27 protein-coding genes and 1 pseudogene are annotated in these 26,776 nt (G+C 38.5%); 19 read left to right on the top strand and 9 right to left on the bottom strand.

From position 1 onward, the window contains the following. Positions 1–15 precede the first annotated feature (15 nt). Genes ccmA through GQR53_RS01795 form a run of 10 tightly spaced genes read left to right on the top strand, consistent with a single transcriptional unit; the run spans position 16 to position 7,733 of the window. On the top strand, positions 16–636 hold the full coding sequence (gene ccmA / locus GQR53_RS01840) for a cytochrome c biogenesis heme-transporting ATPase CcmA (RefSeq protein WP_076915300.1): 621 nt from the start codon (positions 16–18) through the stop codon (positions 634–636). After that, positions 636–1,322, top strand: coding sequence for a heme exporter protein CcmB (ccmB, locus tag GQR53_RS01835; RefSeq protein WP_002959286.1), 687 nt, complete (start codon positions 636–638; stop codon positions 1,320–1,322). Before ccmA ends, ccmB begins: the two co-directional genes overlap by 1 nt. Next, a complete protein-coding gene (locus tag GQR53_RS01830) occupies positions 1,322–2,059 on the top strand; it encodes a heme ABC transporter permease (RefSeq protein ID WP_024606198.1) in 738 nt (245 codons plus the stop codon). The genes ccmB and GQR53_RS01830 overlap by 1 nt, the downstream gene beginning before the upstream one ends. A gap of 2 nt (positions 2,060–2,061) precedes the next feature. Continuing rightward, entirely contained in the window at positions 2,062–2,265 is a 204-nt protein-coding gene (gene ccmD / locus GQR53_RS01825) for a heme exporter protein CcmD (RefSeq protein ID WP_007585846.1), read from the top strand. Then, positions 2,262–2,741 (top strand): cytochrome c maturation protein CcmE, encoded by a 480-nt coding sequence (ccmE, locus tag GQR53_RS01820; RefSeq protein ID WP_007585848.1) that lies wholly within the window; start codon positions 2,262–2,264, stop codon positions 2,739–2,741. Before ccmD ends, ccmE begins: the two co-directional genes overlap by 4 nt. Positions 2,742–2,743: 2 nt before the next feature. Continuing rightward, a complete protein-coding gene (locus GQR53_RS01815) occupies positions 2,744–4,714 on the top strand; it encodes a heme lyase CcmF/NrfE family subunit (protein ID WP_024589932.1) in 1,971 nt (656 codons plus the stop codon). Continuing rightward, on the top strand, positions 4,711–5,280 hold the full coding sequence (locus GQR53_RS01810) for a redoxin family protein (RefSeq protein WP_007585852.1): 570 nt from the start codon (positions 4,711–4,713) through the stop codon (positions 5,278–5,280). Before GQR53_RS01815 ends, GQR53_RS01810 begins: the two co-directional genes overlap by 4 nt. Continuing rightward, positions 5,280–5,741 carry a cytochrome c-type biogenesis protein gene (locus GQR53_RS01805; protein WP_007585854.1) on the top strand — a complete coding sequence of 154 codons (462 nt, stop codon included), beginning with the start codon at positions 5,280–5,282 and terminating at the stop codon, positions 5,739–5,741. Before GQR53_RS01810 ends, GQR53_RS01805 begins: the two co-directional genes overlap by 1 nt. Next, a complete protein-coding gene (gene ccmI / locus GQR53_RS01800; RefSeq protein WP_024606197.1) occupies positions 5,742–6,992 on the top strand; it encodes a c-type cytochrome biogenesis protein CcmI in 1,251 nt (416 codons plus the stop codon). Positions 6,993–7,001: 9 nt separating this feature from the next. After that, complete coding sequence (locus GQR53_RS01795; protein ID WP_024606196.1) at positions 7,002–7,733, top strand: VacJ family lipoprotein; 732 nt, start codon at positions 7,002–7,004, stop codon at positions 7,731–7,733. A 147-nt stretch (positions 7,734–7,880) separates the two neighbouring features. Here the strand turns inward: GQR53_RS01795 and GQR53_RS01790 are convergent, their stop codons facing one another. Beyond that, entirely contained in the window at positions 7,881–9,107 is a 1,227-nt protein-coding gene (locus tag GQR53_RS01790; protein WP_024606195.1) for an HDOD domain-containing protein, read from the bottom strand. Between the two features lie 332 nt (positions 9,108–9,439). On the opposite strand from GQR53_RS01790, the gene putP reads away from it, so the two are divergent. Then, positions 9,440–10,918 carry a sodium/proline symporter PutP gene (gene putP, locus GQR53_RS01785; RefSeq protein WP_024606194.1) on the top strand — a complete coding sequence of 493 codons (1,479 nt, stop codon included), beginning with the start codon at positions 9,440–9,442 and terminating at the stop codon, positions 10,916–10,918. A gap of 273 nt (positions 10,919–11,191) precedes the next feature. Here putP and GQR53_RS01780 read toward each other — a convergent pair whose 3' ends face one another. Then, positions 11,192–11,509, bottom strand: coding sequence for a YebG family protein (locus tag GQR53_RS01780; RefSeq protein ID WP_024606193.1), 318 nt, complete (start codon positions 11,507–11,509; stop codon positions 11,192–11,194). 313 nt (positions 11,510–11,822) lie between these two features. On the opposite strand from GQR53_RS01780, the gene GQR53_RS01775 reads away from it, so the two are divergent. After that, positions 11,823–12,119, top strand: a complete 297-nt coding sequence (locus GQR53_RS01775) for a ComEA family DNA-binding protein (RefSeq protein WP_165742701.1) — start codon at positions 11,823–11,825, stop codon at positions 12,117–12,119. A gap of 24 nt (positions 12,120–12,143) precedes the next feature. Here the strand turns inward: GQR53_RS01775 and GQR53_RS01770 are convergent, their stop codons facing one another. Further along, complete coding sequence (locus GQR53_RS01770; protein WP_024606191.1) at positions 12,144–12,446, bottom strand: DUF6170 family protein; 303 nt, start codon at positions 12,444–12,446, stop codon at positions 12,144–12,146. A 1-nt stretch (position 12,447) separates the two neighbouring features. After that, positions 12,448–12,966, bottom strand: coding sequence for a disulfide bond formation protein DsbB (gene dsbB / locus GQR53_RS01765; protein WP_007584117.1), 519 nt, complete (start codon positions 12,964–12,966; stop codon positions 12,448–12,450). A gap of 544 nt (positions 12,967–13,510) precedes the next feature. Here dsbB and fadR point away from each other — a divergent pair. Next, positions 13,511–14,224, top strand: coding sequence for a fatty acid metabolism transcriptional regulator FadR (gene fadR, locus GQR53_RS01760; protein ID WP_024606190.1), 714 nt, complete (start codon positions 13,511–13,513; stop codon positions 14,222–14,224). A gap of 362 nt (positions 14,225–14,586) precedes the next feature. After that, positions 14,587–15,192, top strand: a complete 606-nt coding sequence (locus tag GQR53_RS01755) for a peroxiredoxin C (protein WP_007378637.1) — start codon at positions 14,587–14,589, stop codon at positions 15,190–15,192. A gap of 87 nt (positions 15,193–15,279) precedes the next feature. Here GQR53_RS01755 and GQR53_RS01750 read toward each other — a convergent pair whose 3' ends face one another. Together GQR53_RS01750 and smpB are read right to left on the bottom strand one after the other, a co-directional pair. Then, positions 15,280–17,835: a TonB-dependent receptor gene (locus tag GQR53_RS01750; RefSeq protein WP_050582232.1), complete on the bottom strand. Its 2,556-nt coding sequence runs from the start codon at positions 17,833–17,835 to the stop codon at positions 15,280–15,282. Positions 17,836–18,297: 462 nt separating this feature from the next. Further along, a complete protein-coding gene (gene smpB, locus GQR53_RS01745) occupies positions 18,298–18,777 on the bottom strand; it encodes an SsrA-binding protein SmpB (protein WP_004335699.1) in 480 nt (159 codons plus the stop codon). 146 nt (positions 18,778–18,923) lie between these two features. Between smpB and GQR53_RS01740 the strand changes: the two genes are divergently transcribed. Both GQR53_RS01740 and GQR53_RS01735 read left to right on the top strand, forming a co-directional pair. Further along, the gene (locus tag GQR53_RS01740; RefSeq protein WP_007584120.1) at positions 18,924–19,364 is read left to right on the top strand and encodes a type II toxin-antitoxin system RatA family toxin; all 441 of its coding nucleotides are present in this window, start codon (positions 18,924–18,926) and stop codon (positions 19,362–19,364) included. Further along, the gene (locus tag GQR53_RS01735) at positions 19,361–19,684 is read left to right on the top strand and encodes an RnfH family protein (protein WP_007584122.1); all 324 of its coding nucleotides are present in this window, start codon (positions 19,361–19,363) and stop codon (positions 19,682–19,684) included. Before GQR53_RS01740 ends, GQR53_RS01735 begins: the two co-directional genes overlap by 4 nt. Before the next feature lie 133 nt (positions 19,685–19,817). Here the strand turns inward: GQR53_RS01735 and bamE are convergent, their stop codons facing one another. Further along, complete coding sequence (bamE, locus tag GQR53_RS01730; protein WP_004335706.1) at positions 19,818–20,177, bottom strand: outer membrane protein assembly factor BamE; 360 nt, start codon at positions 20,175–20,177, stop codon at positions 19,818–19,820. Positions 20,178–20,284: 107 nt separating this feature from the next. On the opposite strand from bamE, the gene GQR53_RS01725 reads away from it, so the two are divergent. Beyond that, entirely contained in the window at positions 20,285–20,614 is a 330-nt protein-coding gene (locus GQR53_RS01725) for a GIY-YIG nuclease family protein (RefSeq protein ID WP_024606189.1), read from the top strand. Between the two features lie 88 nt (positions 20,615–20,702). Here GQR53_RS01725 and GQR53_RS01720 read toward each other — a convergent pair whose 3' ends face one another. Both GQR53_RS01720 and ilvC read right to left on the bottom strand, forming a co-directional pair. Continuing rightward, positions 20,703–22,622 carry a methyl-accepting chemotaxis protein gene (locus GQR53_RS01720; RefSeq protein WP_024606188.1) on the bottom strand — a complete coding sequence of 640 codons (1,920 nt, stop codon included), beginning with the start codon at positions 22,620–22,622 and terminating at the stop codon, positions 20,703–20,705. A gap of 194 nt (positions 22,623–22,816) precedes the next feature. Further along, positions 22,817–24,289, bottom strand: coding sequence for a ketol-acid reductoisomerase (ilvC, locus tag GQR53_RS01715; RefSeq protein WP_024589917.1), 1,473 nt, complete (start codon positions 24,287–24,289; stop codon positions 22,817–22,819). 138 nt (positions 24,290–24,427) lie between these two features. Between ilvC and ilvY the strand changes: the two genes are divergently transcribed. Beyond that, on the top strand, positions 24,428–25,333 hold the full coding sequence (ilvY, locus tag GQR53_RS01710) for an HTH-type transcriptional activator IlvY (RefSeq protein ID WP_024606187.1): 906 nt from the start codon (positions 24,428–24,430) through the stop codon (positions 25,331–25,333). 116 nt (positions 25,334–25,449) lie between these two features. Beyond that, a pseudogene (locus GQR53_RS01705) lies at positions 25,450–26,496 on the top strand (GGDEF domain-containing protein). Positions 26,497–26,776 lie beyond the last annotated feature (280 nt).

Below are 26,776 nucleotides of genomic sequence, written 5' to 3'. Positions count from 1 at the left end.
GAGAGAATCGTCATCTTGTTACACATTAAGTCCGTCACCTGCATCAAGCAAGATCGTTGTTTGTTTGCGGATCTTAATTTTAGCCTTAATAGCGGTCAAATCATGCAATTAGCGGGTCCTAATGGGGCTGGTAAAACATCGCTATTGCGTATTATCGCAGGCTTTTCTGTGCCTGATGAAGGAACTGTTTTATTTCAAGAACAGCCTATATCTAAGTATTACGAAGAGTATGCCAGAGAACTACTCTTTATAGGCCACAAAACAGGTGTAAATACTCAGCTTAGTGCAGTTGAAAATGTTCGTCACTGGTTACAAATTAATGGCTACATAAACCAGCCTGACTTGTATCCCATTTTAGCGCAACTTGGCCTTGTTGGACTTGAAGATGTACCGGTTAGAATGTTATCTGCTGGACAACAAAGACGTGTAGCTTTGGTTAGGCTTTGGTTAAGTGATGCTAAATTATGGGTACTTGATGAGCCATTTACCGCGCTTGATAAAAGCGGTGTTGCCTTTTTACAGCAGCGATTTACCGAGCACTTACTAAACGGTGGAGCTATTTTGTTAACGACCCACCAAGATTTAACGACCCATTTTAGTAACTTGCAAACGGTTACACTGGAGTATCGTCACTAATGACTCGTCAACATTCTTATTGGTTGCTATTTAGTGCGGTATTTACCAAAGATGTAAAACTTGCGTTTCGCCAGCGCGCTGAAATTGTAAATCCTATTTTGTTCTTCTTAATTGTAATTTCATTATTTCCGTTAGCAATCGGGCCTGAGCCTGGCTTACTAGCGAGAATGGCACCGGGAATTATTTGGGTTGCCGCATTACTTTCTACCATGCTGGGCTTGGATAAACTGTTTAGAGATGATTTTAACGATGGCTCATTGGAGCAGCTAATTGCGTCCTCTTATCCATTATCGTTAACCGTACTTGCTAAAGTAGCCGCTCACTGGGTGGTAACAGGTTTACCGCTTGTATTAATGACGCCGCTGTTTGCATTGTTGTTAAACCTAGAAAGTACGGCGTTAACAGCGACTGTTTTAACATTATTATTAGGCACACCACTATTGAGCTTTATTGGCGCAATAGGCGCAGGGCTTACTGTGGGGCTACAAAAAGGGGGTATTTTGATGAGTTTACTCGTACTGCCTTTGTATATTCCTGTTTTGATTTTTGCAACGTCGGCTATCGATACCAGCACCATGTCGCTGGATTATAGTGGGCAGCTTGCCATCCTTGGTGCAATGTTACTTATTGCTATTATTAGCGCACCAATTGCCATATCGTCAGCTTTAAAAGTGAGTGTAAGTTAATGTGGAAGTGGTTACATCCCTATGCTAAAGCAGAGCGTGCATACCAGTTATGCAATACGTTACTGCCTTATTTTGCCGTAGTTACTGTAGTTAGTATGATTGTTGGATGGGTATGGGGGCTTGGTTTTTCACCTGCCGATTACCAACAAAAAGACAGCTACCGTATCATCTTTATTCATGTTCCTTCTGCCATTTTGTCTATGGGGGCTTACTCATCAATGGCTATTGCAGCTGTTGTTGCACTTGTATGGCAACTACGAAATGCCGAACTTGCCGTTATTGCTATAGCGCCTGTTGGTGCTTGTATTACTGCTATAGCGCTTATTACTGGCGCTGCATGGGGTAAACCTATGTGGGGTGCTTGGTGGGTATGGGATGCGCGTTTAACGTCTGAACTTATTTTATTATTTTTATATCTTGGCGTGCTTTCGCTTTACCATGCATTTGAAGATAAGAAGTCAGCAGGGCGTGCGGCTTCTATTTTAGCGATTGTGGGCGTAATTAATTTACCTATTATTCATTACTCTGTTGAGTGGTGGAATACGCTACACCAAGGCGCAAGCATTACAAAACTAGACACCAAAGCAATAGACCCAAGTATGTTTTGGCCACTTATGGTTAATATTTTAGCTTTTGCTGCTTTTGTAGGAACAGTGACTTTAATTCGTCTTAAAAATGAAATTTTACAACGCGAAAAGCACCGACCGTGGGTGCGTTTGTTGTTAAATAAGGGGTAATTATGCAGTTTGACTCTTTTTCTGATTTTATTGCAATGGGAGGCTATGGGTTTTATATCTGGCTTTCTTTTGGTACATGCGCTCTTATTTTACTTGGTATTTTAGTGAACTCTTTAAGAGATACTAAACGTATTATGGCTTCAGTTGAGCAGCAAATAATACGTGAAGCGCGAATTAAAAAAGCTAAACAGGAACAAGCCTCATGAATCCAAGACGTAAAAAGCGCCTATTGGTAATTATTGCCGTACTGTTTGGTATTGGTGGATCAATTGGTTTAGTGCTTTATGCACTTCAAGAAAATATTAATCTTTTTTATACGCCAAGCGAACTTATTGATGGCAAAGGGCCTAATAAAGAAAAACCATTCATTGGCCAAAAGCTACGTATTGGTGGCATGGTTGTACCAGGCACGGTTGAGCGTAATGAACAGAGCTTACAAGTAAGCTTTAAGCTAATTGATACAGGTCCATTAGTGACCGTGCGTTATCAAGGCATATTGCCAGACTTGTTTCGTGAGGGGCAAGGCATTGTAGCGCAGGGCGTATTAATCGAACCTAATGTTATTGAAGCATTTGAAGTGCTCGCAAAGCATGACGAAGAATATATGCCAGCAGAAGTTGCTGAGGCAGTTAAAGGTATTAAGCACGAAAAACCAAAATACAACTTAGATAGTGGTAATTAGCTATGATCCCAGAAATTGGTTATTTTTCTTTAACGCTTGCCATGGTGCTAAGCGTTTTACTGTGTATTTTTCCTCTTTGGGGCGCGCATACCGGTAATCTTCGCTTAATGCGTGCGGCTCCCTCTTTAGCAATAGGGCAGTTTGCCTTTGTATTAATTTCTTTTGCAGCACTTATCTATGCCAGTGTAACGGATGATTTTACCGTATCGTACGTGGCATATCATTCAAGTAGCACACTGCCTTGGTATTATAAAATTACCTCTACATGGGGCGGCCATGAAGGCGCTATTTTACTGTGGTTAGTAATGCAAGCAGGTTGGACCGCCGTTGTCGCTGCGCGTTCTAAATCATTGCCTTGGGTGTTACGTGCTCGCGTATTGGGCGTACTTGGCTTTTTAGGTGTGGGTTTTATGATGTACACCTTACTACTTTCAAGCCCGTTTGAGCGCCTACTTCCTTATTTCCCTGTTGAAGGGCGTGATTTAAATCCGTTACTTCAAGATCCGGGCATGATTATTCACCCGCCATTACTGTACATGGGTTATGTAGGGCTATCAGTTGCTTTCTCTTTTGCTATTGCTGCGTTGTTAACCGGCAAACTTGATAACACATGGGCTAAGTGGTCACGTCCGTGGACAATGACTGCATGGGGCTTTTTAACGCTAGGAATCACAATTGGTAGCTGGTGGGCATATTCAGAGCTTGGCTGGGGCGGCTGGTGGTTCTGGGATCCAGTCGAAAACGCATCATTAATGCCATGGCTTGTTGCAACAGCATTACTACACTCATTAAGCGTAACCGAAAAACGTGGTGTATTTAAATCGTGGACCGTACTACTTGCTATCGCAGCATTTTCATTAAGCTTGTTAGGCACCTTTATTGTACGTTCGGGTATTATTGTATCGGTGCATGCTTTTGCAACAGACCCTGATAGAGGCTTATTTATACTCGCCTTTTTAGGCATCGTTGTAGGTGGTGGCTTAGCGTTATATGCACTGCGTGTATCGCAAGTACATAGTGAAGGCCGATACAAGTTTGTATCACGCGAAGTGGCGTTATGGCTCAATAATATATTTTTAGTAGTTGCTACATTAATCGTATTACTGGGTACGTTATTACCTATGGTTCATAAAGAAATGGGCTTGGGCAGTATTTCTATTGGCGAACCATTTTTTAATAAGATGTTTGCAATAATTTTAGTACCATTTGCTATTTTGATGGGTATAGGACCATTTTTACGCTGGAAGCAAAATAAATGGGCTTTCTTACAAAACAAAATATTAATGGGCGTATTAGCCAGTGTAGTGATTACCTGTGCTTGGTTGTTTTCAAGTTACGATTTAGTAAAACCACTTACGCTACTAGCCACTACGCTTGCGGTTTGGATTGCCATATCAACTGGGATCGACATTTACACTAAATCTGCTGTGCATGGCACCTTAAAAGAAGGTTTAAAACGCTTAGGTGTAAGTTACTGGGCTATGGTGCTTGGGCATATTGGTATTTCGTTTGTTATTGCAGGTGTAACGCTTACATCGGCGTATTCGGTTGAGCGTGATGTATCGATGAAACAAGGCGACACAGTTCAGCTTAACGAGTATGAATACCGTTTTGATGGTGTTAAAACTATTCGCGGGCCGAACTACAGTGGTCATGCTGGTGTTGTATCGGTGCTTAAAAATAATGAGCTAGTAACACGCTTACATGCCGAAAAACGTAAGTATGATATTGGTATGCAGTTTATGACCGAGGCGGCCATAGATGCAGGCTTTACACGTGATTTATACTTAGCGTTAGGTGAGCAGTTGAGCCAAGGTGCATGGTCACTTCGCATTTATCATAAACCGTTTGTTCGTTGGATGTGGATTGGTGGTGTGCTTATTTCCCTAGCTGGATTTATGATTTTATTTGATAAACGCTACCGCACATCAGCTAAAACAGCGCGTAGAGCTGCATCGGAGAATGTTTTATGAACCGTAAAATTTTAGCTATTGCGCCGCTTTTAGTATTTGCTTTTGTATGTGTATTTTTATACCAAGGCCTTTTTGCTAATCCTCGTGAAATTCAAACGGGTCGGTTAGGTCAAGAAATGCCAGCATTTAATTTACCTGATTTAATGCAAGACAATAAGCCGTGGACTAACGAGTCTTTAAAAGGCGAAGTTTACTTACTAAATGTATGGGGTACTTGGTGCCCAACATGTTTAGTTGAACTTGGTTATTTAACTAAGTTACGTGAGCAAGGCGTTAAAATTATTGGGCTTTATTACGTACAAGGTTACGACGCCGACTTTGATGGCCCGTTTGATATGCAATCACTTCGAACAGAAGTGAGCGATATGCTGCAACGTGCGGGTGACCCATATCAATTTAATATCTTGGATTTACATCGTACTTTGTCGTTGGATTTAGGTGTTTCGGGTGCGCCTGAAACATTTTTAGTCGATAAAAACGGCACTATTTTGTTGCATCACACGGGCGATATAAACCCGCGAGTATGGCGAGCTAAATTTGCGCCAATTATGCAGGAGCTTAAATAATGAAATGGTTACTACTTACGCTTAGCCTTTTTGTAAGCATCAGTGCGTTTGCAGAGCAAGATCGCTATCAATTTGATAACAACAAACAAGCGATATTGTTTGAAGAGCTAACTAAAGAGCTGCGCTGTCCTAAGTGTCAAAATCAAAACATTGCGGACTCTGACGCTGTTGTTGCTAAAGACTTGCGCGATAAAGTGCTCGTATTGGTTAAAGAAGGTAAGAGCAAAGACGAAGTGATTGATTACATGATTGACCGCTTTGGCTATTTTGTTCATTACGACCCACCAGTTACACCAGCGACTTTAGTACTTTGGGTATTACCTGTATTAATTGTCATAGTCGGCTTTGGTTTTATTGTTATTCGCCAGCGAAAAGCATCAGTAAAACAAACGTGGAGCAGTGACGACGAAATGCTGTTAGCGAAGCTAATTGAACAAAATAAACGTCAGGAGCAAAGTTAAATGATTTTAATGTGGGCGTGTTTTGCTTTACTCACACTGGTTGCTCTTGGGTTTGTGATGTTGCCTTTTTTAAAAAAAGAGCGCGTTCAAACAATTACTCATAACGCCAATGCTGAGCTAATTAGCATTTATGAGCAGCGTTTAGTTGATTTACAAACCGATTTAGATAATCAGCGTATTGATACCGTAAATCATGCAGAATCAATTATTGAATTAAAACGCCGTTTATTGAATGAGTTATCACCAGAAAAATCACTAAACAGCAAAGGTAATAATCGTATTTTTGCTTTAACTGGTGGCGCATTTGTTCTTGCTCTAACAGGTGTTTTTTATGGTTTAACGGGTAGCCAGCAGCAAATTTCGGCTTGGCATGATGCAATGGATAATTTAGCTGATTACGGCGAGCGTGCTGTAATGCAAAAAGGTGAGCCGCTTAGCCAAAATGAGCTGCAGGCTTTTGCATTAGCACTTCGTACAAAGCTTAGCCGCTCAGGTGATGACGAAGTTGCTTGGATGCTACTTGGACGAGTTGCTATGTCGCTTAATGAATTTGACATGGCGCAGCAGTCATTTGATAAAGCACTTCGTATGAACCCTGATAATATGCAGGTACTTATTAGTTACAGCCAAGTTTTATTACTAGAAGGCAGCGAAGCTAATATGACCCGTGCGGCAGGTATGCTCTCAAAAGTACTAAAAGTAGAGCCTACCAATTTAGATGCAATTTCGTTATTAGCACTCATTGCTTATGAGCGTAAAGATTGGCCTCAAGCCAAAGCTGCATTTGAAGTTTTACTTGCGAGTATGGAAAAAAATGATTCTCGTTATAGCATGATCTCTGAGCGTATCGCTGATATAGAGAAGCAAATGCAAACGGATGGCTCTGTTATGCCAGTTACTACAACGGGTGCTATTGCAGTTACAGTCGACATTGCAAAAGAGCTTATAGATAAACAGCCAAAAGACGGTATCTTGTTTATATTTGCAAAAGCAGCAAGTGGTTCGCCAATGCCATTAGCTGCTGTTAAACTCGCTAAATATTCATTTCCAATTACAGTTGAGTTGAGTGATAGTAGTGCAATGGTTGCAGGGCTTAACTTATCTAGTGCAGAAAATATTATTATTTCGGCGCGTATTTCTATAGATGACTCGGTTATGCCAAGTTCTGGTGAGCTAGAAGGTCATTCAGAGTCGTTAAAGCGTGAAAGTGTAAGTGACTACCAACTTCAAATTGATACATTAATACCTTAAGGACGTTAAATGTTAAAACACAGTTTTACTTTTTTATGTTTATTGATACTAGCCGGGTGTGCTCAAGTACCACAAAGCAAAGTAGATGATAGAGATCCGCTGCAAAGTATTAATCGTCCATTATATGACTTTAATATGGATGTACTGGATGCTTATTTATTGCGCCCAGTTGCTGTAGGTTATGTTGAAGTAACGCCTGTACCGGTAAGAAACGGTATTGTTAATTTTACAGGTAATATTACAGCACCTGTCGATATGATTAATGCGGGTTTGCAAGGTAAGCCGGGTAATGCAAGTGTGAGCTTAGCGCGTTTTTTAGTTAACTCTACGGTTGGTATTTTTGGTATTTTTGATGTTGCCAGTTCACTTGGTCTTGAAATTGTAGATGAAGACTTTGGACAAACGTTAGGTGTATGGGGCGTGGGTGATGGCGCTTATTTAATGCTACCTGGCATGGGTCCTACAACAGTACGTAACCTGACCGGTGATGTAGTCGATAACTTTGTATTACCTGAAGTTGCGCTAACGACTCCACAAACTATTTTAGTATTTGTTTTAAAAGCAGTTGAGGCGCGTGCATCATTAATCCCACAAGAAGGGCTATTAAATGATTCACTTGATCCGTACTTATTTGTAAAAGATATTTACTTCCAGCGTCAAATTTATGAGCTGTACGATGGCAACCCACCTATAAAAGAAGAGCCAGCTGATTTTGATGAAGACTTTTTAGAAAGTTTATAATTGAAGCCAATGATAAAAACGCCAGCTAAATGCTGGCGTTTTTATTGACTGTTTATATATAATCTGAACTTTGGCTAGAGAAAAATAAACTTAAGTATCATTATGATTCAATATATTAGTAAATACCTTAACCAGAGTTCGGGTTACTTATTTTTCGTTAACTATTAACTGCATTTGCTCATTAACCCAAGTGAGTGCTTCATGATAGGCATCAGGAACTTTTTCACCTAGGTTTAGCTCTTTCGTTAATTCGTTTGCGGCTGACCAGTTAGCTTGTTCATAATACTTAACTAAGTTTAAATATTTTGCCAGCAACCCCTCATCGTTTAATAACGCTGCTTTTATGTCATTCGAAAGTGGAAGCTTTTTCATAACGCTTTCCATACTCTCATCTAAAATAGCATCCATAAGAGACATCATACCGGTTAAAAATGCCATGCCGGTATCTTTAAATTGTCCATGGGATATAGCGAGTAACTCACCAAAACGAGCGCGCGTAAGCGATAGCCTAATTAGCTCTACAGGTTTATCTGCTGATACTTGCGCTGCAAATAATAATGATAATAGTTTTTTAATTTCGTTAGCACCAAGCACTATAAGGGCTTGCTTAATGGTACTTATTTCAGCACGCCTTGCAAAGGCAGCAGAATTTGAATACCTAAGTAATTTGTAAGATAGGTTTACATCACGCTCAAACACATCAGTGATTTTTTTAAGATCCATATCAACGCTTGATGTTTCGTAAAGTAATTCAGCTAATGCCATTTCTGAAGGCGGTAGAGCCTTACTTTGTACCATTTCAGGTTTTGAGAAGAAAAATCCTTGGAAATAATCAAAACCAAGCTCTAGAGCTTGTTGGTAAATTTCATAGGTTTCTACTTTTTCGGCAAGTAACTTAATATGCGAGTGCAGTTTTAAATCATTAAGAACCGTTTTTATTGTATCTATATCAGATGCTAAAAAGTCTATTTTAATAATATCAATAAATGGGTAAAAATGACGCCATACAGGTTGATGAATATAGTCATCAAGAGCAATAGTGTAACCTTTATCTTTTAAATCTTTAACGATAGCTAATAAACGCTTACCAGGCTGGATAGTTTCAAGTATTTCTACAACTATAGTGTCTTTACCTAGTAGTGTAGGGTAACCCTTTGATAGTGTTTCTAGGGTGAAGTTTATATAGGCAGGTTTATTGTCGGTTAAATCTTCTAAACCAAAATTAAACTGGCTACCCTCTATAAGTCGTGTTGTTGCTTCGTCACCATCTATATCGGGGAATACGTTATCAACGCCATCGCGAAATAAAAGCTCATATCCGATGAGTTTTTTATCTCTGTCTAAAATTGGTTGGCGTGCAGCGTAAAAATACATAAATAGTTCCGTAAGATTAATGTAATTAGTTATTGTAATAATATATGGCAAAAGACTCAAAATAGCATTACGTATATTTGCTAGATTAATAAATTATCATTATAAATTAAGGTGTTTCTTCTATTTAATTTATTATATTTTACCAATTCGCTTTAAAATTATTCAACATGAGTATTTTTGTATCAGCTGGAAGCAACAAGTTGGAGATTTTATTGTTAGGCATGATATAGTCAGCGAGAATGGTTTTTATCCTAATAGTGTCTTTATTATAATATTTTAAGAGTCAATATTCGGATCAAGAGCCTGTTATTAATAATTATGCGGAGGCTAATTTGGAAACAGGAATGATTATTTCACTAGCATTATATTTTGTTGTAATGTTAGGTATCGGACTATATGCATATAAGCAATCTACTGACGATGTATCTGGTTACATGTTAGGTGGACGAAATCTATCTCCAAGTGTAGCTGCACTGTCTGCAGGTGCATCTGATATGAGTGGCTGGATTTTAATGGGCCTACCTGGTGCGATGTTTGTTACTGGTTTTAGTAGTACATGGATAGCAATTGGCTTGGTGATTGGTGCTTGGTTAAACTATTTGTTAGTTGCACCGAGATTACGTGTTTACACTGAAAAAGCAAATGACTCTATAACCATCCCAGATTACTTTTCAAATCGCTTCAATGATAAATCCAACCTATTACGTGTTGTATCAGCTGTGGTAATTATTGTTTTCTTTACTCTTTATACTTCATCTGGTGTTGTCGCTGGTGGTAAATTGTTTGAAAGCTCATTTGGTTTAACTTATGAGATGGGTTTATACATTACAACGGGCGTAGTTGTTTTATATACCTTGTTTGGTGGTTTTTTAGCTGTCAGCTTAACTGACTTTGTGCAAGGTTGTATTATGTTCATTGCACTTATTCTAGTACCAACGGTTGCATACTCTTTGCTTGAACAACCTTTAGAATCAACTTTACATAGCGTAAATCCAGATATGCTTAACTGGATTGGTGCAGGTTCTGCATTAGGTATTATTTCTGCAATGGCTTGGGGTTTAGGTTATTTTGGCCAACCACATATCATTGTTCGTTTTATGTCGGTGCGTAGTGTTAAAGATATGCCTAAAGCACGCCGTATTGGTATGACATGGATGATTGTTGCTGCCATTGGTGCTGTTGGTACTGGTATATTTGGTGCAGCTTATACTTATGAGAACAACATTGTAGTTGAAGATCCTGAAACAATTTTCTTAATTCTTTCTGAGTTGCTGTTCCACCCACTTATTGCTGGCTTTTTACTTGCTGCAATTTTGGCTGCGATTATGAGTACTATCTCATCTCAATTATTGGTTAGTTCAAGTTCATTAACAGAAGATTTCTATAAAACATTCTTACGTAAAGATGCCAGTGATAAAGAGCTAGTTGCTGTTGGCCGTATTAGTGTTGCCGTAGTTGCTATGTTCGCTATTTATTTGGCTTACGATAGAGATAGCTCTATTTTAGACCTAGTAAGTAATGCGTGGGCTGGCTTTGGTGCTGCGTTTGGACCACTTGTATTGTTTAGCCTTTATTGGAAACGCATGAACTTTGCTGGTGCGTTAGCTGGTATGTTAGTAGGCGCATTTACTGTGCTAATTTGGATATATGGACCATTTACTATCAATGGTGAAAGCTTAAGTAGCTTTATGTACGAAATAGTACCTGGCTTTATTTTAGCGAGTATTGCAATTGTTGTTGTTAGCTTAGTAACAAAAGAGCCAGAGCAAAACATCACTGCTTTATTTGATGAAGTAGAAAAAGAGCTTTAATTAGCAATTACTACTTATTTTAAAGTGAGTAGTAATTAATACCAATCCGCAATAATACTTAATCATTTTGCGGGGCTAAACGTGTTGCTACCGGCGTTAAAAAATTCTCATTCAGTACAACTAAATATCGAATTTTTGCCTAGCTATCAACACGTTTTTCCACCCTCAAAGAGATCACTTAATTAAGCGAATTGGTATAATAAAAAAGGGAGCAACTTAGTTGCTCCCTTTTTTATTTAGTTTGTCCCGTTCGAGGAGGGAACATTCTATGAATTAACTTACTTTTTTATCGTTGTTATCTTCAATTGATGCAACGTTATCTGACTTTTTACTTTTTGCTGGCGCTTTGGTAACAACTGGATCTTTGCCGCCCTTTAATATGGTCATAAAGTCATCTTTGCTTTTCGCTATTTCTAAAGCAAGTGATTCAATTTGTTGCTCACTAAGCGGTACGTCTACCTTTTCTAGCATTAGCTCAAGTGATTCTGCTATATCGAGCATCTTATCATAAGCATCAGCTTCTTTTTTGGTAGTAAACGTCATACGCTCGACTCCGTTTCGTTCTACAACATATTTAACAACAACAGCCATGATTTCTCCTGCAAAATTGCTTGGCACCGTGGTTTGTAAAAACCATTAGATTACTGTTTTTATGTACAGTAATGGTTTGGGCGTAAATTTGCAAGCGCGAAGTATTAATTTTTAGGTGTCTTAAATTTGACAAAAAACGGTAACTTTACTTTAGTTAAGCAATCACTTGTTGTACCAGCTGCATTTTCAGGATTTCGGATCATAGTGATAATGCGTTTAGGTACACTTTAAATGATGAGCTTTTCAGTTCCTTACTTTTTGGTTTTCCTGAGCAATATTCAAAATTAAGAAAAGAAGAATAGGGACAAGTTTGATGAAAACGTTAAAAAATTTATTCATAATAAGCTTATTATGCTTACTACCCGCGACTACCGCGTATGCACAATTATCAGAAGTAACTAAGCAAATGCCTCAAGTTGAGACAATTAGTATAAATAATGCCGATGCAGAGAAGCTTGCTAAGTTACCTGGTATAGGTAAGAAAAAAGCGCAGGCAATAGTGGACTTCCGTGAAGAAAACGGCGAATTTAAAAGCGTCAGTGATTTATCGCAAGTTAAAGGAATTGGTAAAAAACTATTAGCCAAATTAGAGGGGAAAATTTCACTTTAATAGCAGTAGATAACAATCAGGGCGCTATGCGCCCTGATTAAATTGTTTTAATGCATCGCTTAAGTGTTTTTTAGCAAAGTTGATTTCAATAGGTGTTGTTAAAAGTGGGTAGCAAAGTCCGCCGAGTACCAAAAACGGGATTAATATCCAACCTTTAAATACTGTGAATATTAAAAATAGTGGACTTAGTAATATTAATTTAATAATACGTAGTAACACTTTATCAGTTGGCGATAACATACTTAAAGAAAGTGCTATTACATCCTGACGCTTGCGTACCTTTAGGTGCTTAAGCTCATCTAATTGGCTTGAAAAAAATGTGAACATATCAAATCGACTTTTTAATTAATAAACGGCCAATAACTATAATAAATAGTGTTAGTGAGAAAATCCCAAATATAATTTCCATCCAAGCAGGCATGCTCAAACCAACAAATTGCCAATCTATATTTCCACAATCCCCGGTCGCCTGAAAAAAGCTAGGTATCCATTCATGTAACGGCATAAACGATGGGAAGTTTGGTTCAAACTCACAGCTAAATGCAAAAGGGTCCGTGGTGGTTTGCATATCAATATGCTCGCGAGCAATTAAATATCCCCAAACACTCGATACACCCCAAATTACATACGCTAATATACGAACTGCTTTGCTCTGTGGTTTAGTCGAACCTACAATTCCTGCGCCTAATAGACCCAGTACGGCTGTACGTTGATATATGCACATTATGCAAGGCGCCAATCCCATTTGGTATTGAAAGAAAAGGGCGGTCACTTCAAGTAAAAAAACGATAGCTGTAAATAAAAGCCACGGGGTACGTTGGGTGGGTAATTGCGCAAGCCAGTTCATAAAAATTCCGCGTTTAAATAAGACGTTAGATTATGACCTAGGATAATGTATGCGACAACAAAAAGGAAAAAAAAGCTACCGAAGTCGCTTTTTATAAGATGAAATTTTTGACCACTCAATGCAGCCTCAGCAGAGGCTACATGACGCTCGACTTAGTTCCCATTGATACATAAGCTTAGTTATATCGCTTACTTATACAACATTGGTACATTGCCTAATCAATTCTTTAAAGTTGCGGTTAGAACGCTCTGTTGCATAGGTGTTCCTTTTTAATGTACTTATGTGTTTTAAGTTGATTCAGCTAGGTATGGTGTAAATAAAAAATACCAATAATTACAATGTACCTACAATGAATATTGCTCTGTATATTTATACATTGTAGCTATATTAGAAAAACCTAAATTTTATTATTTATTAATCTTTAATTTCTACTCATTTGCTTATTAATATACCTGACTTTACTTGTTAGTTATGCTTCCTCTGGTACAATCAGTCAGTTATTCGTGTAAAACGATGAGTGTTGATTAATTCGAGTGGGAACTGGATGAGAATTTTTAAAGCGAAAAGCCCAGCAGGATTTGCTGAAGAATATATAGTTGAATCTATTTGGAACGGCGATTTCCCTCCAGGTTCAATTCTACCTGCCGAGCGAGAACTTTCAGAGTTAATTGGTGTAACAAGAACGACCTTGAGAGAAGTATTACAGCGTTTAGCACGTGATGGTTGGTTAACAATTCAGCATGGTAAACCAACAAAAGTAAATAACTTTTGGGAAACGTCTGGCTTAAACATTCTTGAAACATTAGCGCGCTTAGATGAAGACAAGATGCCAGAGCTGACAGATCAGCTTTTATCTGCACGTACTAATATTAGTGCTATTTATACACGTGCTGCAATTAAGTTAAATCCTGAACGCGTGATTGAAATTTTATCACAAAGCCATGAGCTAGAAGACACCGCTCAAGCATTTGCTGACTATGATTATAAAGTGCATCACGAATTAGCCGTTGCGGGTAATAACCGTATTTATGTATTAATACTTAACGGCTTTAGAGGCTTTTATTCAAAGATTGGTTGTCATTACTTCTCTGATGCTGGAACTCGTGAACTTGCTCGTCAGTTTTATAAAGATTTAACCATTTTGGCAGAAAAGAAAGAGCATGATGGTGCTATTTCTATGATGCGTAAATATGGTCATCAAACGGGTGAGATTTGGCAAAAAATCCGTGGTGATATGCCCTCAGATATAATGGACTAAGTCTAAGCGAGAAACCTGCATTTGCAGGTTTTTTTATATCTGTAAAATTTAGCGCCACCGTATATGAAATTCTAAAAAGTTTAATGCATAAACCACTTCGATATTTTTAAAATTTCTACTTAGTTACAACGCAACTTACACTTTAAATTAGACCTATTATTTAAGCATATTAGCGCAAGTTGCAAGTGTTCGTTATTTTCGATTGCTCACATCGTTAAATGCGATTGTTCTTTTGTAGTGAATAACTTTAGAATACCAATTAATTATATGTATGCGCTATTGGTTTTTAATTTTTAGCGCCCATATAAGTACCAGCATTGCGAAAGCAATTGAAAACAAACTCAAAATATTTGGAGAATAAAATGGGTGTATTAGTAGGCCGCCAGGCACCAGACTTTACCGCTGCAGCTGTTCTTGGTAACGGTGAAATTGTAGATAGCTATAACCTTCATGAAACAATTAAAGGTAAAAAAGCAGTTATCTTCTTTTACCCACTAGATTTCACGTTTGTATGTCCTTCTGAACTTATTGCATTTGATAAGCGTTTTGAAGAGTTTCAAAAGCGTGGCGTAGAAGTAATTGGTGTTTCTATCGATTCACAATTCTCACATAACGCATGGCGTAACACTGCTGTTGCAGACGGCGGTATTGGTAAAGTTCAATACGCACTAGTTGCAGACGTTAAACACGAAATTTGTAAAGCATACGACGTTGAGCATCCAGAAGCGGGTGTTGCGTTCCGTGGTTCTTTCTTAATTGATGAAGAAGGTAACGTACGTCACCAAGTAGTGAACGATTTACCACTAGGTCGTAACATAGACGAAATGCTTCGCATGGTTGACGCGCTAGCGTTCCATACTGAGCACGGTGAAGTATGTCCTGCTGGTTGGACTGAAGGTAAAAAAGGTATGGACGCAAGCCCTGAAGGCGTTGCTAAGTTCTTATCTGAAAACGAAGGCGAGCTATAATTTAGCCCTTAGTTTTAAATAAAAAAACCGCCAATTGGCGGTTTTTTTATTTGTAGCGTTAGCTCACTTTAAAATAAGCTCGCAAAGTTAAAACGAGAAGCTAGCTTTAGTGTAGAAGTATCGGCCTCTAGGGTTGTGTACACCTGAAGCATAACCGTATAGATCAGCGTCGCCATCACCAATTGCAAATGGTGGCTCTTCATCAAATAAGTTATTTACACCTAACGATACTTTAGTTGAGTCAGTAACACGATAAGATGTTTGTAAATCTACCAATGTTTGCGAATCAACCATACGTGATGTATTGCTATCAAAGTCTAAATTACCGTCAAAATCAATATCTGGGGTATCTTCAAACTCACCTACATAACTGATGTTTACGTTTGTATTAAACTCGCCAATTTCCCAGTTTGTAGAGAAAATCCAGCGGTGCTCTGGATAGCCATACTCACCGGTGTAATCGCGGCCATCTTTTTCAAATTTATCTTGGTATGCCCATTCTAAATTAAATTTCAATAAACCTAAGTCATCAAGTGAGTGATTGTAGTTAGCTGAAACATCAACCCCAGATACTTCTTGCGAGGAAACGTTTTCAAATGTGCTGTAAATTTTTTGAATTGTTCCTAAGCTATCGCCACCTGTAGGTGTTAAGCGTACACATACAGTACTATCTTGGTTATTACACTCAGAGTTATAAATTGGACCAAACTCTTGCTCATCAATTTTGTTATCTTGAGTGATGCTCCACACATCGACACTTAAACCAAACTCTGCAGAAGGCGCCCAAATAAAGCCGACATTCCATGATTCTGATTCTTCAGCTTCAAGGTCAGGGTTACCAGCAAATTCAATGTTGTAATCAAGTGCATCACAATCAAGGCCCGTTGCTTCACATCGGTATGTATCTACAAAGAATTGGCTTTCTTGAGATGGACCTAAACCAACTTGTGCCAAATAAGGCGCTCTAAAGCCTTGTGCCCAAGAGCCACGCACTGTGATTTCATCAGTAGGCGCCCAGCGAAGAGCTACTTTAGGGTTTGTTGTTGTACCGAAGTCACTGTAGTCATCGTAACGGCCAGCAAGTTGTAGCTCTAAATTATCAGCAAGAGGGATAGAAAACTCGACATAGGCTGCGTATTGTTCACGATCTGCAGATGCAGATACAGACTCTGTGCCAAATATTAAACCACGTTGAAATTGATCATCAGGAATGTCATTAACGTCTTCTTCACGGTACTCAATACCTGCAGCCATCATTACTACATCATCGCCAAAACTAAATGCTTCACCTGTAATGTTTGCATCAAAGGAAGTCATGTGAGACTCACCACGACGCACTAAGCTTGTTGTAATACGATCAATTACAGCAGGGTCGTTGTATGTACCACCAAATGGATTGTAGTTTCCTGCATCAATTTCTTGTTGTAAGAAATCAGTACGCACCCAACCTTGTGTTCTATCACCTGTTTGCAGAGATTTACTTCGGCCTTTTTGTACAGCGGTTTCCCAACTCCAATCATTAAACTCACCTCTAAGCCCTGCAACAAAGCGAAGAGTATCTGATTCAATATCCCATTGGCGTGCGCCAGCATCAACTGTACGGTAACGACCAATTTGAATGTCTTCACCAAATGGATTGTTAGGGTGGCTAGCTGGGACAGTTAAGCCTGCATCTTCATCAAGTGGGGTAGGGGCTCCGGCCGCAACAGACGTATTGTGCTGTACTGCCATTTCTAAAAAGCCCGTAATGCCATTATCAAAGTTATATTCAAATTGAGAAATAGCACCCACGCGTTCAGACGCTGGTGCGATATAACCGTAAGGGCCGTAATCAAATAAACAACTGCCGCTTGAAGTTGCATTTTCAGCAGGACAAGCCGGATCAATTGTTTTAACACCGTCTACATAAAAATATCCAGGGAAGCCACGAGATGAGCGAAAATCTTCACCACCATAAGGTGATTGATTTGCTGTACCTAAGCTGCCCATTTCATCAGAAGAAAGAGATGTATTTTTAAAGTAATCGATAATAACTGACGCGCTACTTTTCTCGCTAGTAGTACCCCATACTAAACTTGCTGTCGTTTCTTCATAATTGGGATCATCAGTACCACCGTAGCCCAAATTAACTTCAACACCGTCAATGTCTTTTTTCAAGATAACGTTTACAACACCCGCCACTGCGTCTGAGCCGTAGATAGCTGAAGCACCATCTTTTAGTATATCGATTCGCTCAATGGCAGAAACTGGGATACTGTTAATATCTACAAATGAGTTTGTGATACCTTCGGCAAATGCACTAATAGAGACACGACGGCCATTGATTAGTACGAGCGTAGCATCAGCACCTAAGCCACGTAAACTAACAGCAGCAGACCCATTTGCAGTTGAGTCTTGGTTGTTACCACGTGTTGAGAAAGTACCGCTACCCGCGACAGGCATTCTTTCGAGGAGTTGTTGTAGGTTGTCATAACCCATGTTCTCAATATCAGCTCTTGCGATTGATTGAACCGGAGAAGGTCCTTCGATATCTGAACGTTTGATTCGTGAGCCAGTTACTTCAATGCGCTCTACTTTGTTAGCTTCTTCAGCAGCGTAAGTTGTTGTAAAACCTGCTGAAAGTGCGATTGTAGCACCTACAATTAAGCTGGGTGTAAATGCAGTTGATTACTTCATCCTTAAGTCCTTGTTGATATGTTATAAATTTAGTTGCTCTATACCAATCCTTTTTAAACTGTTAAATAAATCCCATATTTAAGCGGATTGATATAACAAGCGACGACATTAATATCATGTAACTTAAGTGTTAGCAATTAGACTGAAATGTGATTTTAGTATGGTTTTTTGTGTGTTTTTGGATGATTTTAAAACAGATGTTATGCGCTGAAGAAGGTTGAAATAGGCGCATATGCTTTATTTTGGAAATAACAAATACAGCCTAAATGCGAGTAATAATTAAATTAATTAATTCACAATAAAATTGTAATAAATTATTTACATGTATATTCTGAATGAATAGTAATCTTGTTGTATATTAATAAAACAAATAATAGTTGGTTTTTTTTAATAAAAAAAAACGCCTAACTTGTTAGTTAGGCGTTGTGCTTATACTTTGTGTTTCATTAAACGTTCTTTTTCGCGAGACCAATCTTTATTTTTCCCGTCGTCACGTTTATCGTGCAACTTTTTACCTTTTGCTAGATGAAATTCAAGTTTCACCCAACATTTTTTCCAGTACATAGCTGTAGCAATTAATGAATAGCCATCTCGCTCTGTTGCACCGAGTAGACGGTCAAGTTCGCGTCTGCTTAATAGTAACTTACGATAACGCAACGGATCGCAAATTACATGGGTTGAAGCACTATTAAGTGGCTGGATTTGCGCGCCAAGCAAAAATGCTTCGCCATTTTTAAGATGAATATAAGTTTCGGTGATGTTTACCTTACCAGCTCGGATGCTTTTAACTTCCCAGCCTTGTAGTTCAACACCTGCTTCAAACTTATCGTGTAAAAAATACTCATGTCGCGCTTTTTTGTTTAGCGCGATGGTATTACTTGTCGATTTTGATGAATTTTTCTTAGCCATAGTGCCCTATAATATACGTAATGTGAGATGTTTTACATCGATTTTTTAATAATGCTTTTAAAAATTAAGCTGTAACTTAAGCAGCATGAAAATTTGGGGAAACGCGCAAAGCTTGCTAAAATTCGCCCACACAGTTGGGAGTGAGTATGCCACAAATAGAAAAAAGTGCGCTGGTTATGTACAGCACTAAAGAGATGTTTGATCTAGTTAATGATGTAGAAGCTTATTCGCAGTTTTTACCAAATTGCTCAGACTCAAAAATTGTTTCACAGCATGATAATAACATGACCGCGAGTTTAGAAATATCTAAGGCGGGTATAAAAAAGTGGTTTACCACCGAAAACACCTTTGTTGATGAGCAAACCGTGTTACTGCGCCTTGTTGATGGTCCGTTTAAGACGTTAAAAGGGCGCTGGCATTTTCAAGAGCTTGACGCCAAAGCATGTAAGGTTCATTTGCACCTAGAGTTTGAATTTTCAAGTAAGTTAATAGAGCTTGCCTTTGGAAAGATTTTTAACGATGTAGCAAAAAATATGGTGAGTGCATTTACTCAACGTGCAAAACAGGTTTATGGAGCGCGAGTATGATTAATGTTGAAGTGGTCTTTGCATTACCGACCACGGCCACGTGTTTATCAATTGAAGTGCCACAAGGGACTACAGTCGAGCAAGCTGTTATTCAGTCAGGTATTATAGAAAAGTGCCCAGAAATAGATGCCACATCGCTAACGTTAGGTGTGTGGAATCGAACTGTAAAAGCTAACTATGAATTAAAAGACGGTGACCGTATAGAAATATACCGTCCACTAATTGCAGATCCTAAAGATGCCCGCAGAAAACGTGCAGAAAAAGCAAAAGAAGAGGGGCGTGCAAATAAAATAACGGGTGGTCGCCCACTCGAGAAGTAATACCAATCGGCATAAACTTCGAACAATTTAACAGATTAAATCACACGCTAACGTCGTTTAAAATGGTAAAAGCTTTTTAAGTAAACCAATAAAAAAGGTGAGCCATGCTCACCTTTTTTACTACCTGAGACGTTTATTGCTCTAGCGGTGTAGTAAAGTTTTCAGGTTGGTCATAATCACCTGAGATTGAAACTAACTTTTCATTTTCAAAGTTAATTACTAACTCTTTATTTTGTTCGTTTTTACGGCCTTTATTAAAGCTGTAAATATAGCGCCAAGTATTGTTATCAAAGGCGTCCTCGGCAATAGGTCTACCTAATACATAAACAACTTGCTCTCGGGTCATATTTACACGAAGTTTTTCAACATCCGATTGCTCTAAAAAGTTGCCTTGTGGGATGTTAATTCGGTATACCCAGCTAGAGCAACCTGCTGCTGAGCTAAGTGTTAAAGCGACGATAAGCCAAAGAGAAAAAGTTTTTAACGACTGCATTGTTAGTTGTGATCCTTATTTTTTATAATCTGCATGATACCGATTAGTCACTGAAGGTAAAACCCTTTTAAGCAATTGTTTTATGTTAAGGGCGTTAAGGTAATGTTTTGACCAATGATAATGAAAAAAGTTTACAGTATATTGAAACGAATATTTTAAAAACTGAGTCTACTTGGTTTTTATATATAGTTGAAACACGATTTGGTCATTGGTACACAGGGATCACGACTAATGTTGAAAAACGCTTTGCAACTCATCAGGCTGGTAAAGGAGCTAAAAACCTTAGAGGAAAAGGGCCTCTTTTACTTATCCATCAACAACAAGTAGGTAATAAAAGTGAAGCAAGTAAGCTTGAGTATCAATTAAAAAAGCTTCCTAGAGCTAAAAAGGAAGCGTACGTTTTAGCGTTTAATAGCGGCGATAGTGAAAACACTTAGTTTGTATAAATTAAGCATATTAGCTATGAGCAAAAACTATCTTCGAATATAGTTTTTGCTCATAGCTGGCGTGTAATATTAGAGTCGCTTAGCGATGCTTTTCAAAGGTAGCTACAAGTGCATCAAGGGTTTGTGCGCTGTTTGCTAAGTCTCGAATAGCTTGCTCTGTATTGATTTGTTCGCTCATTGCTTTATCGCTAATTTCGCTAATCTGCTCAATATTACGACTTACATCGGCAACCACATTACTTTGCTGCTCAGTTGCAGTCGCTATGAGCGTAGCCATATCGTTTATCTCATTTGCTGTTTCGGTTATTGTATCAAGTAATTCAACAGAGCTTTGCATAGCACCAACGCTTTGCTGAGCTTTATCTTTCGATTGACCAATATCGTTAACTACATCGTCAGATATTCTTGTAAGCTCTTCAATCATAGATTGAATTTCGGTGGTTGATTGCGATGTACGGTTTGCCAGTGCACGTACTTCATCAGCAACAACAGCAAAGCCGCGTCCGTGTTCACCTGCGCGAGCAGATTCAATTGCAGCATTTAAAGCAAGTAGATTAGTTTGATCCGATATGCCTCTAATTGAGTCAACAATACTTGCAATATCAACCGTTTTTTTAGAAAGCAAAGTAACTTGCTCTGTTATGCCATCAATATCGCTGGCAAGGGCTGATATAGTTGCTTGGCTTTGGAGTACTTGTTTGTGACTTTGAATGGTGTTTTCGCGGCTGTTATCGGTTAATTTAGCTGTATTTGCTGCGCTTTGCGCTATTTCTTGTACTGTGGCGCCCATTTCGTTGATTGCTGCTGCGACAGATATTGTTTGTTCTTTTTGGTGATCTATTGCTTGAGAATTTCGTTTGGCTTGTTCAAATACATGATCAGAGCTTTGACGTATATCGTGGCTTTCGCTTGCAACCTGAGTAATGGCTGTTTCTATTTTGTTAATAAACTGATTAAAGCCATTACTTAGGTTGTTAAGCTCTGGTTGGCTCGATTCTGGTAAGCGGTACGCTAAATTTGCATCGCCTGAGCCTAATCGTGAAAATAACTCAGCCATTTTAGAAAGTGGAGATGAAAGTGAGCGTGCAAGTAAGTAACTGATTAAACTCGCAACTAATGCTGTAATTATCGTAAAGGTAAAAATTTGCCATTGTAAGGTATTTACACTTGCGAAAACTTCACTTTTTGGTACTTGAGCTACAACATATAAATCGGTGTTTTTAATAGGCGTAGCAGCTACAAGTGTCGGTTCGCCATTTAAATTAATTTCTTCTAGTGCAAAGCCATTACTATTAAATAGTTGGCTGTGGATATTTGCAGTATACAAATCATCAATATTTGCTTTAGCTACTTTACTTGCATCTTTATGAAGCTGAATCAATCCATTTTTATCTGCAATGAATACAAAGCCTGTTTGCTCAATTTTAAATTGCTGTAATAGCTTTTGCATATCAGTGATGCTTTTTGCAAGACCTGCTAAACCAGTACCATTGGCCTGCTGATGGTTTACAAACATTTTCACATCATTGGCTGACTCTTGATAAATACTGATAGAGTAAGGTTGTTTTGATTGCTTAAAAGCAAAAAACCAGCCATCGGCTGCATCGTTTTTTAACACACGCAAAAACCCATTCTGGTTCCAGTACTGTGCAGTGTCTCTATTTGCCCAAGATGCTGTGGCTAAATCGTATTGCTGGGCAACGCGATTTAATTCTTTTAATAGTAATGTATCGTCTTGGTTGTTTGATTGAGCCCATTGTAAAATAAATTCGTTTGATGATAGTTGCTGAGCAGCACCGAGTAACTCGTTGATTTCACCGCCTATGTGATTGCTGATTGTTTGCAGTTTACTAGGGAGCTCTGACTCAATCATACGTTGCTCAATTATATCTTCTGAGCTGTATAAAGAGGTCAAGCCAATAAGCGCGGCTACACATATAGCAATAGCACTGCCTAAAGCTGTGATTTTTTGAGTAATAGAAAGGTTTTGTATCGTCATGATATTAATTAATTTTACAACTGAGTAGAGGACTATATTAGCACATTATTTATTTTGATCTAAATATTGCCTATAAAGGGATGGATAAAAGGTAGCGTTGGATGATTAAAGTTTTATGAATGAGCATAAAAAAGCCCACATGCAAAAAGCATACGGGCTTGGTTTCTAACAAGCGAAACATTTACTGTTTAGGGTTAAACAATCTTTTTCATTGCTGACATGTAGCCACGTAATTTAGCACCTACTTTCTCAACTGGGTGTTCGCGCAATGCAGCGTTAATTTGAATTAATGTTTGGTTATCAACTTGGTTACTGTGCTCGCCAAGGCCTTTACCGATAATGTCTGTATCAACGTTTTTCATAAAATCAGCAAGTAATGGTAAACATGCATGGTTATATAAATAACAGCCGTATTCTGCAGTATCAGAGATAGTACGGTTCATTTCAAAAAGCTTTTTACGGGCAATAGTATTGGCGATTAATGGCGTTTCGTGTAATGACTCGTAGTAGGCCGACTCTTCGATAATGCCGGCTGCTGTCATGGTTTCAAATGCAAGTTCAACACCTGCCTTAACCATTGCTACCATTAAAATACCGTTATCAAAAAATTCTTGTTCTGAGATTTCCACATCGCCAGCAGGGGTCTTTTCAAAGTTAGTTTCTGCCGTTTCTGCGCGCCATTTAAGTAAGTTTACGTCATCGTTATTCCAGTCTTCCATCATAGTGCGTGAGAAAGTGCCGTCGATGATGTCATCTTGATGCTTATTATAAAGCGGGCGCATAATTAGTTTTAGCTCTTCACTTAGTTCAAACGCTTTTACTTTTGCTGGGTTTGAAAGGCGGTCAAGCATGTTAGTAACGCCACCGTACTTAAGTGCTTCGGTAATTACTTCCCAGCCGTATTGAATTAGTTTTGATGCATAACCCGCATCAACGCCTTTTTCTACCATTTTATCAAAACATAAAATAGAGCCAGTTTGTAACATGCCACATAAAATGGTTTGCTCGCCCATTAGGTCAGACTTAACCTCAGCAATAAATGATGATTTAAGTACACCTGCGCGATGTCCGCCCGTACCCGCTGCATACGCTTTAGCTTGTGCTAAACCAAGACCTTGAGGGTCATTTTCTGGGTGAACTGCGATCAGAGTTGGTACACCAAAACCGCGTTTGTATTCTTCACGTACTTCAGAACCAGGACACTTAGGTGCAACCATGATTACAGTAATGTCTTCACGTACTTGCATGCCTTCTTCAACGATATTAAAACCATGAGAGTAAGCAAGTGTAGAGTCTTTTTTCATAAGTGGCATAATTGCACTTACTACAGCGGTATGTTGTTTATCTGGCGTTAAGTTAAGTACTACGTCAGCGGTAGGTATTAATTCTTCATAAGTACCAACAGTAAAGCCGTTTTCAGACGCATTTAAAAATGATTGGCGACGCTCAGAAATAGCTGAAGCACGTAATGTGTAAGAAACATCTAAACCAGAGTCACGTAAGTTTAAGCCTTGGTTTAAACCTTGTGCGCCACAGCCTACAATAACTAGTTTTTTACCTTTAAGTGCGTCAACGCCATCGGCAAATTCGCCTGCGTCCATAAATTCACATTGCGCTAATTGCGCTAATTGCTCGCGTAAAGGTAAGGTATTGAAATAATTCGCCATTGTTAGTGTCCTATAAAGTCATGTTTGTTAGATGCGCAAGATTTATTGCGCTTACAAACACCATATGTAAAATCGTTGCTTGCGTAAAATGATATATTTGAATTAAAGTGTTTCATAATATGAAATACTGGGTTTGGCATGGATCATAAACATTTAGACTACTTTTTAGCACTGGCTAAAACACTTCATTTTGGACGCGCAAGCGAGCTTTGTCATATAAGCGCACCCACTTTAAGCCGCAATATAAAACACTTGGAAGAAGAGGTCGGTGTTGCATTATTTGTACGCGATAACCGCAGTGTTAAATTAACGCGTGAGGGTGAGTCGTTTATTGATTACGCCACAGCAACTCTTGCTAATTGGCAGCGGTTTAAAACGAATGTGAAAGACCCACAACAACATATTTACGGCAAAGTAAGTATTTATTGCTCGGTTACTGCATCTTATAGTTTTTTACATCAAATATTAGAGCAACTTCGTGCGCAGCATCAGTATATAGAAATAACATTAAATACAGGCGACCCTGCACTTGCTATAAACCGTGTATTAGATGGGCATGAATTAATGGCTATTGCAGCTAAGCCAAATAAGTTACTGGCGCAAATTGCTTTTGTAGATATAGGGCATTCTCCACTTTTATTAATTGGCCCAAAAATTCAATGCCCGATCACACAAAAACTAACGCAGAATGGTGATGACATTAATTGGTCTGATTTAGAATTTATTGTGCCAGAACAAGGTTTTTCTCGCCAAAGGTTAGAACACTGGTGGCGCAAAAATAATATTCACGGGAAAATTTACGCACAGGTTGCTGGGCACGAAGCAATGGTATCCATGGTGAGCTTAGGATTAGGTGTCGCAATGGTCCCTAAAATAGTGCTAGATAACAGCCCGCTGCAAGATAAAGTACAAATACTAACACCAAAAATGCAAGCACCTGATGGGTTTGATATTGGTTTGGCAGTATTAAGGAAAGAGTTAAATGACCCTGCAATCAGTGCTTTGTGGAATATTGCGCAAACTTTAGATGCAAAAGCGATTTAATGCGCGCAGAGAATAAGCAAGTTAGTTAAATAGTATGAATAGAGGTTGCGTATAAGTTTACTGTTACTTAACATTGAGCGCTAATAACAAAAACAATGACGCTTGAGAGTTTATTTATGAACCACGCCGAATCACTTGCTCATTCTGCTCAATGCCTAAAAAAGGCGATTCCTTTGATGGTAAAATACCGAATGCCGGTTACACCCATCAACTATGCAATTTGGTACTGTTATATTCAAGGAAACAAACCTTCATTAAATGCTGAGTTAGACCATGTTATTGCTCTGCAACAAACATGTTCACAAGACAAAGCAAAAGAAATTTTTGATAAACATTTAACGCAAGACGATCTCGTTTTTTTTCAAGAAATGACTGAAAAATTTCATACAACTATGGAGTAAGTTCAGCAAGATATAAGCACAACGCTTGATCACTCTAAAAGCTTTACGACGAGTTTAGTTGACTCACAAAATGAATTAAATATGCTTGTTGATGTAAACTCTTACAATGAGATACTAGGTTGTGTTGAGCGTTTAACCGACGATTCTATTGCAATGCAAGATTATGCTCGGGAGTTTCAGACTAAATTAGCCGTTGCCTACAATGAAATAAAAGATTTAAAAGAAGCACTCAATATTTCAAAGGAAGCAGCCGATATCGACACGCTTACGGGTTTTTATAATCGAGGTAAGTTTGATTCTGATATTGTAAACTTTTGCCTCGAATACTCAGAGCAAGCGCAAGAAGACTCTCTTGCCGTACTCATTATGTTTGATATTGATCATTTTAAGCGCTTTAACGATGATTTTGGCCATCAAAAGGGTGATGAAGTGCTTAGGCTAGTTGCTAAAAAAGTGAGAGAAAATACAACTGAAGCTGCAAATGTGTATAGATACGGTGGCGAGGAGTTTTGCATAACAGCCTACTTTGACACTATTAACGATATAATAGCATTTGCAGATTGTATTCGTTTAGCAATAGCAAAATTGGCGATTCGTAAAAAGCATGATGTAACTGCAAAACGTGCTATTTCAGCAAGTTTTGGCTTAGCAATTTTACGGCCATTTACAAATAGTTCTGTTTTAGTTGAGCGTGCAGATAGAGCCTTATACATTGCCAAAACACATGGACGAAATCGTATAGAAATAGCCCCTGATATTTAATAAGTGCCAGAGGTTTTTGATTTATTTGGGTTAAAGCCGCTCAATTTAGGGCGATTTAATCCAACTTCAGTTTTGGTAAACAAGCAGGTAAAACCCAATAGAGCTGTAGCGAGTTAGCTCTTAGTAATTTTTTATTTGAATAATTGCATTTGCTACGTTGTGCCTCATTTTCAAAGTATCTTAAAGTACTATTAGTCAAAAACTACACAAGCAACTCAAAGTACAATCCTTAGACACAACTACCTTGAAAGATAAATAGTCCGAAAAGCATAAAGTTAAC

It is taken from the genome of Pseudoalteromonas sp. Z9A6, from assembly GCF_011378805.1.
Classification (GTDB): Bacteria; Pseudomonadota; Gammaproteobacteria; order Enterobacterales; family Alteromonadaceae; genus Pseudoalteromonas; species Pseudoalteromonas distincta.
Note: the sequence above shows the minus strand (reverse complement) of the source record. Positions and strands in the feature narration are given on the sequence as shown.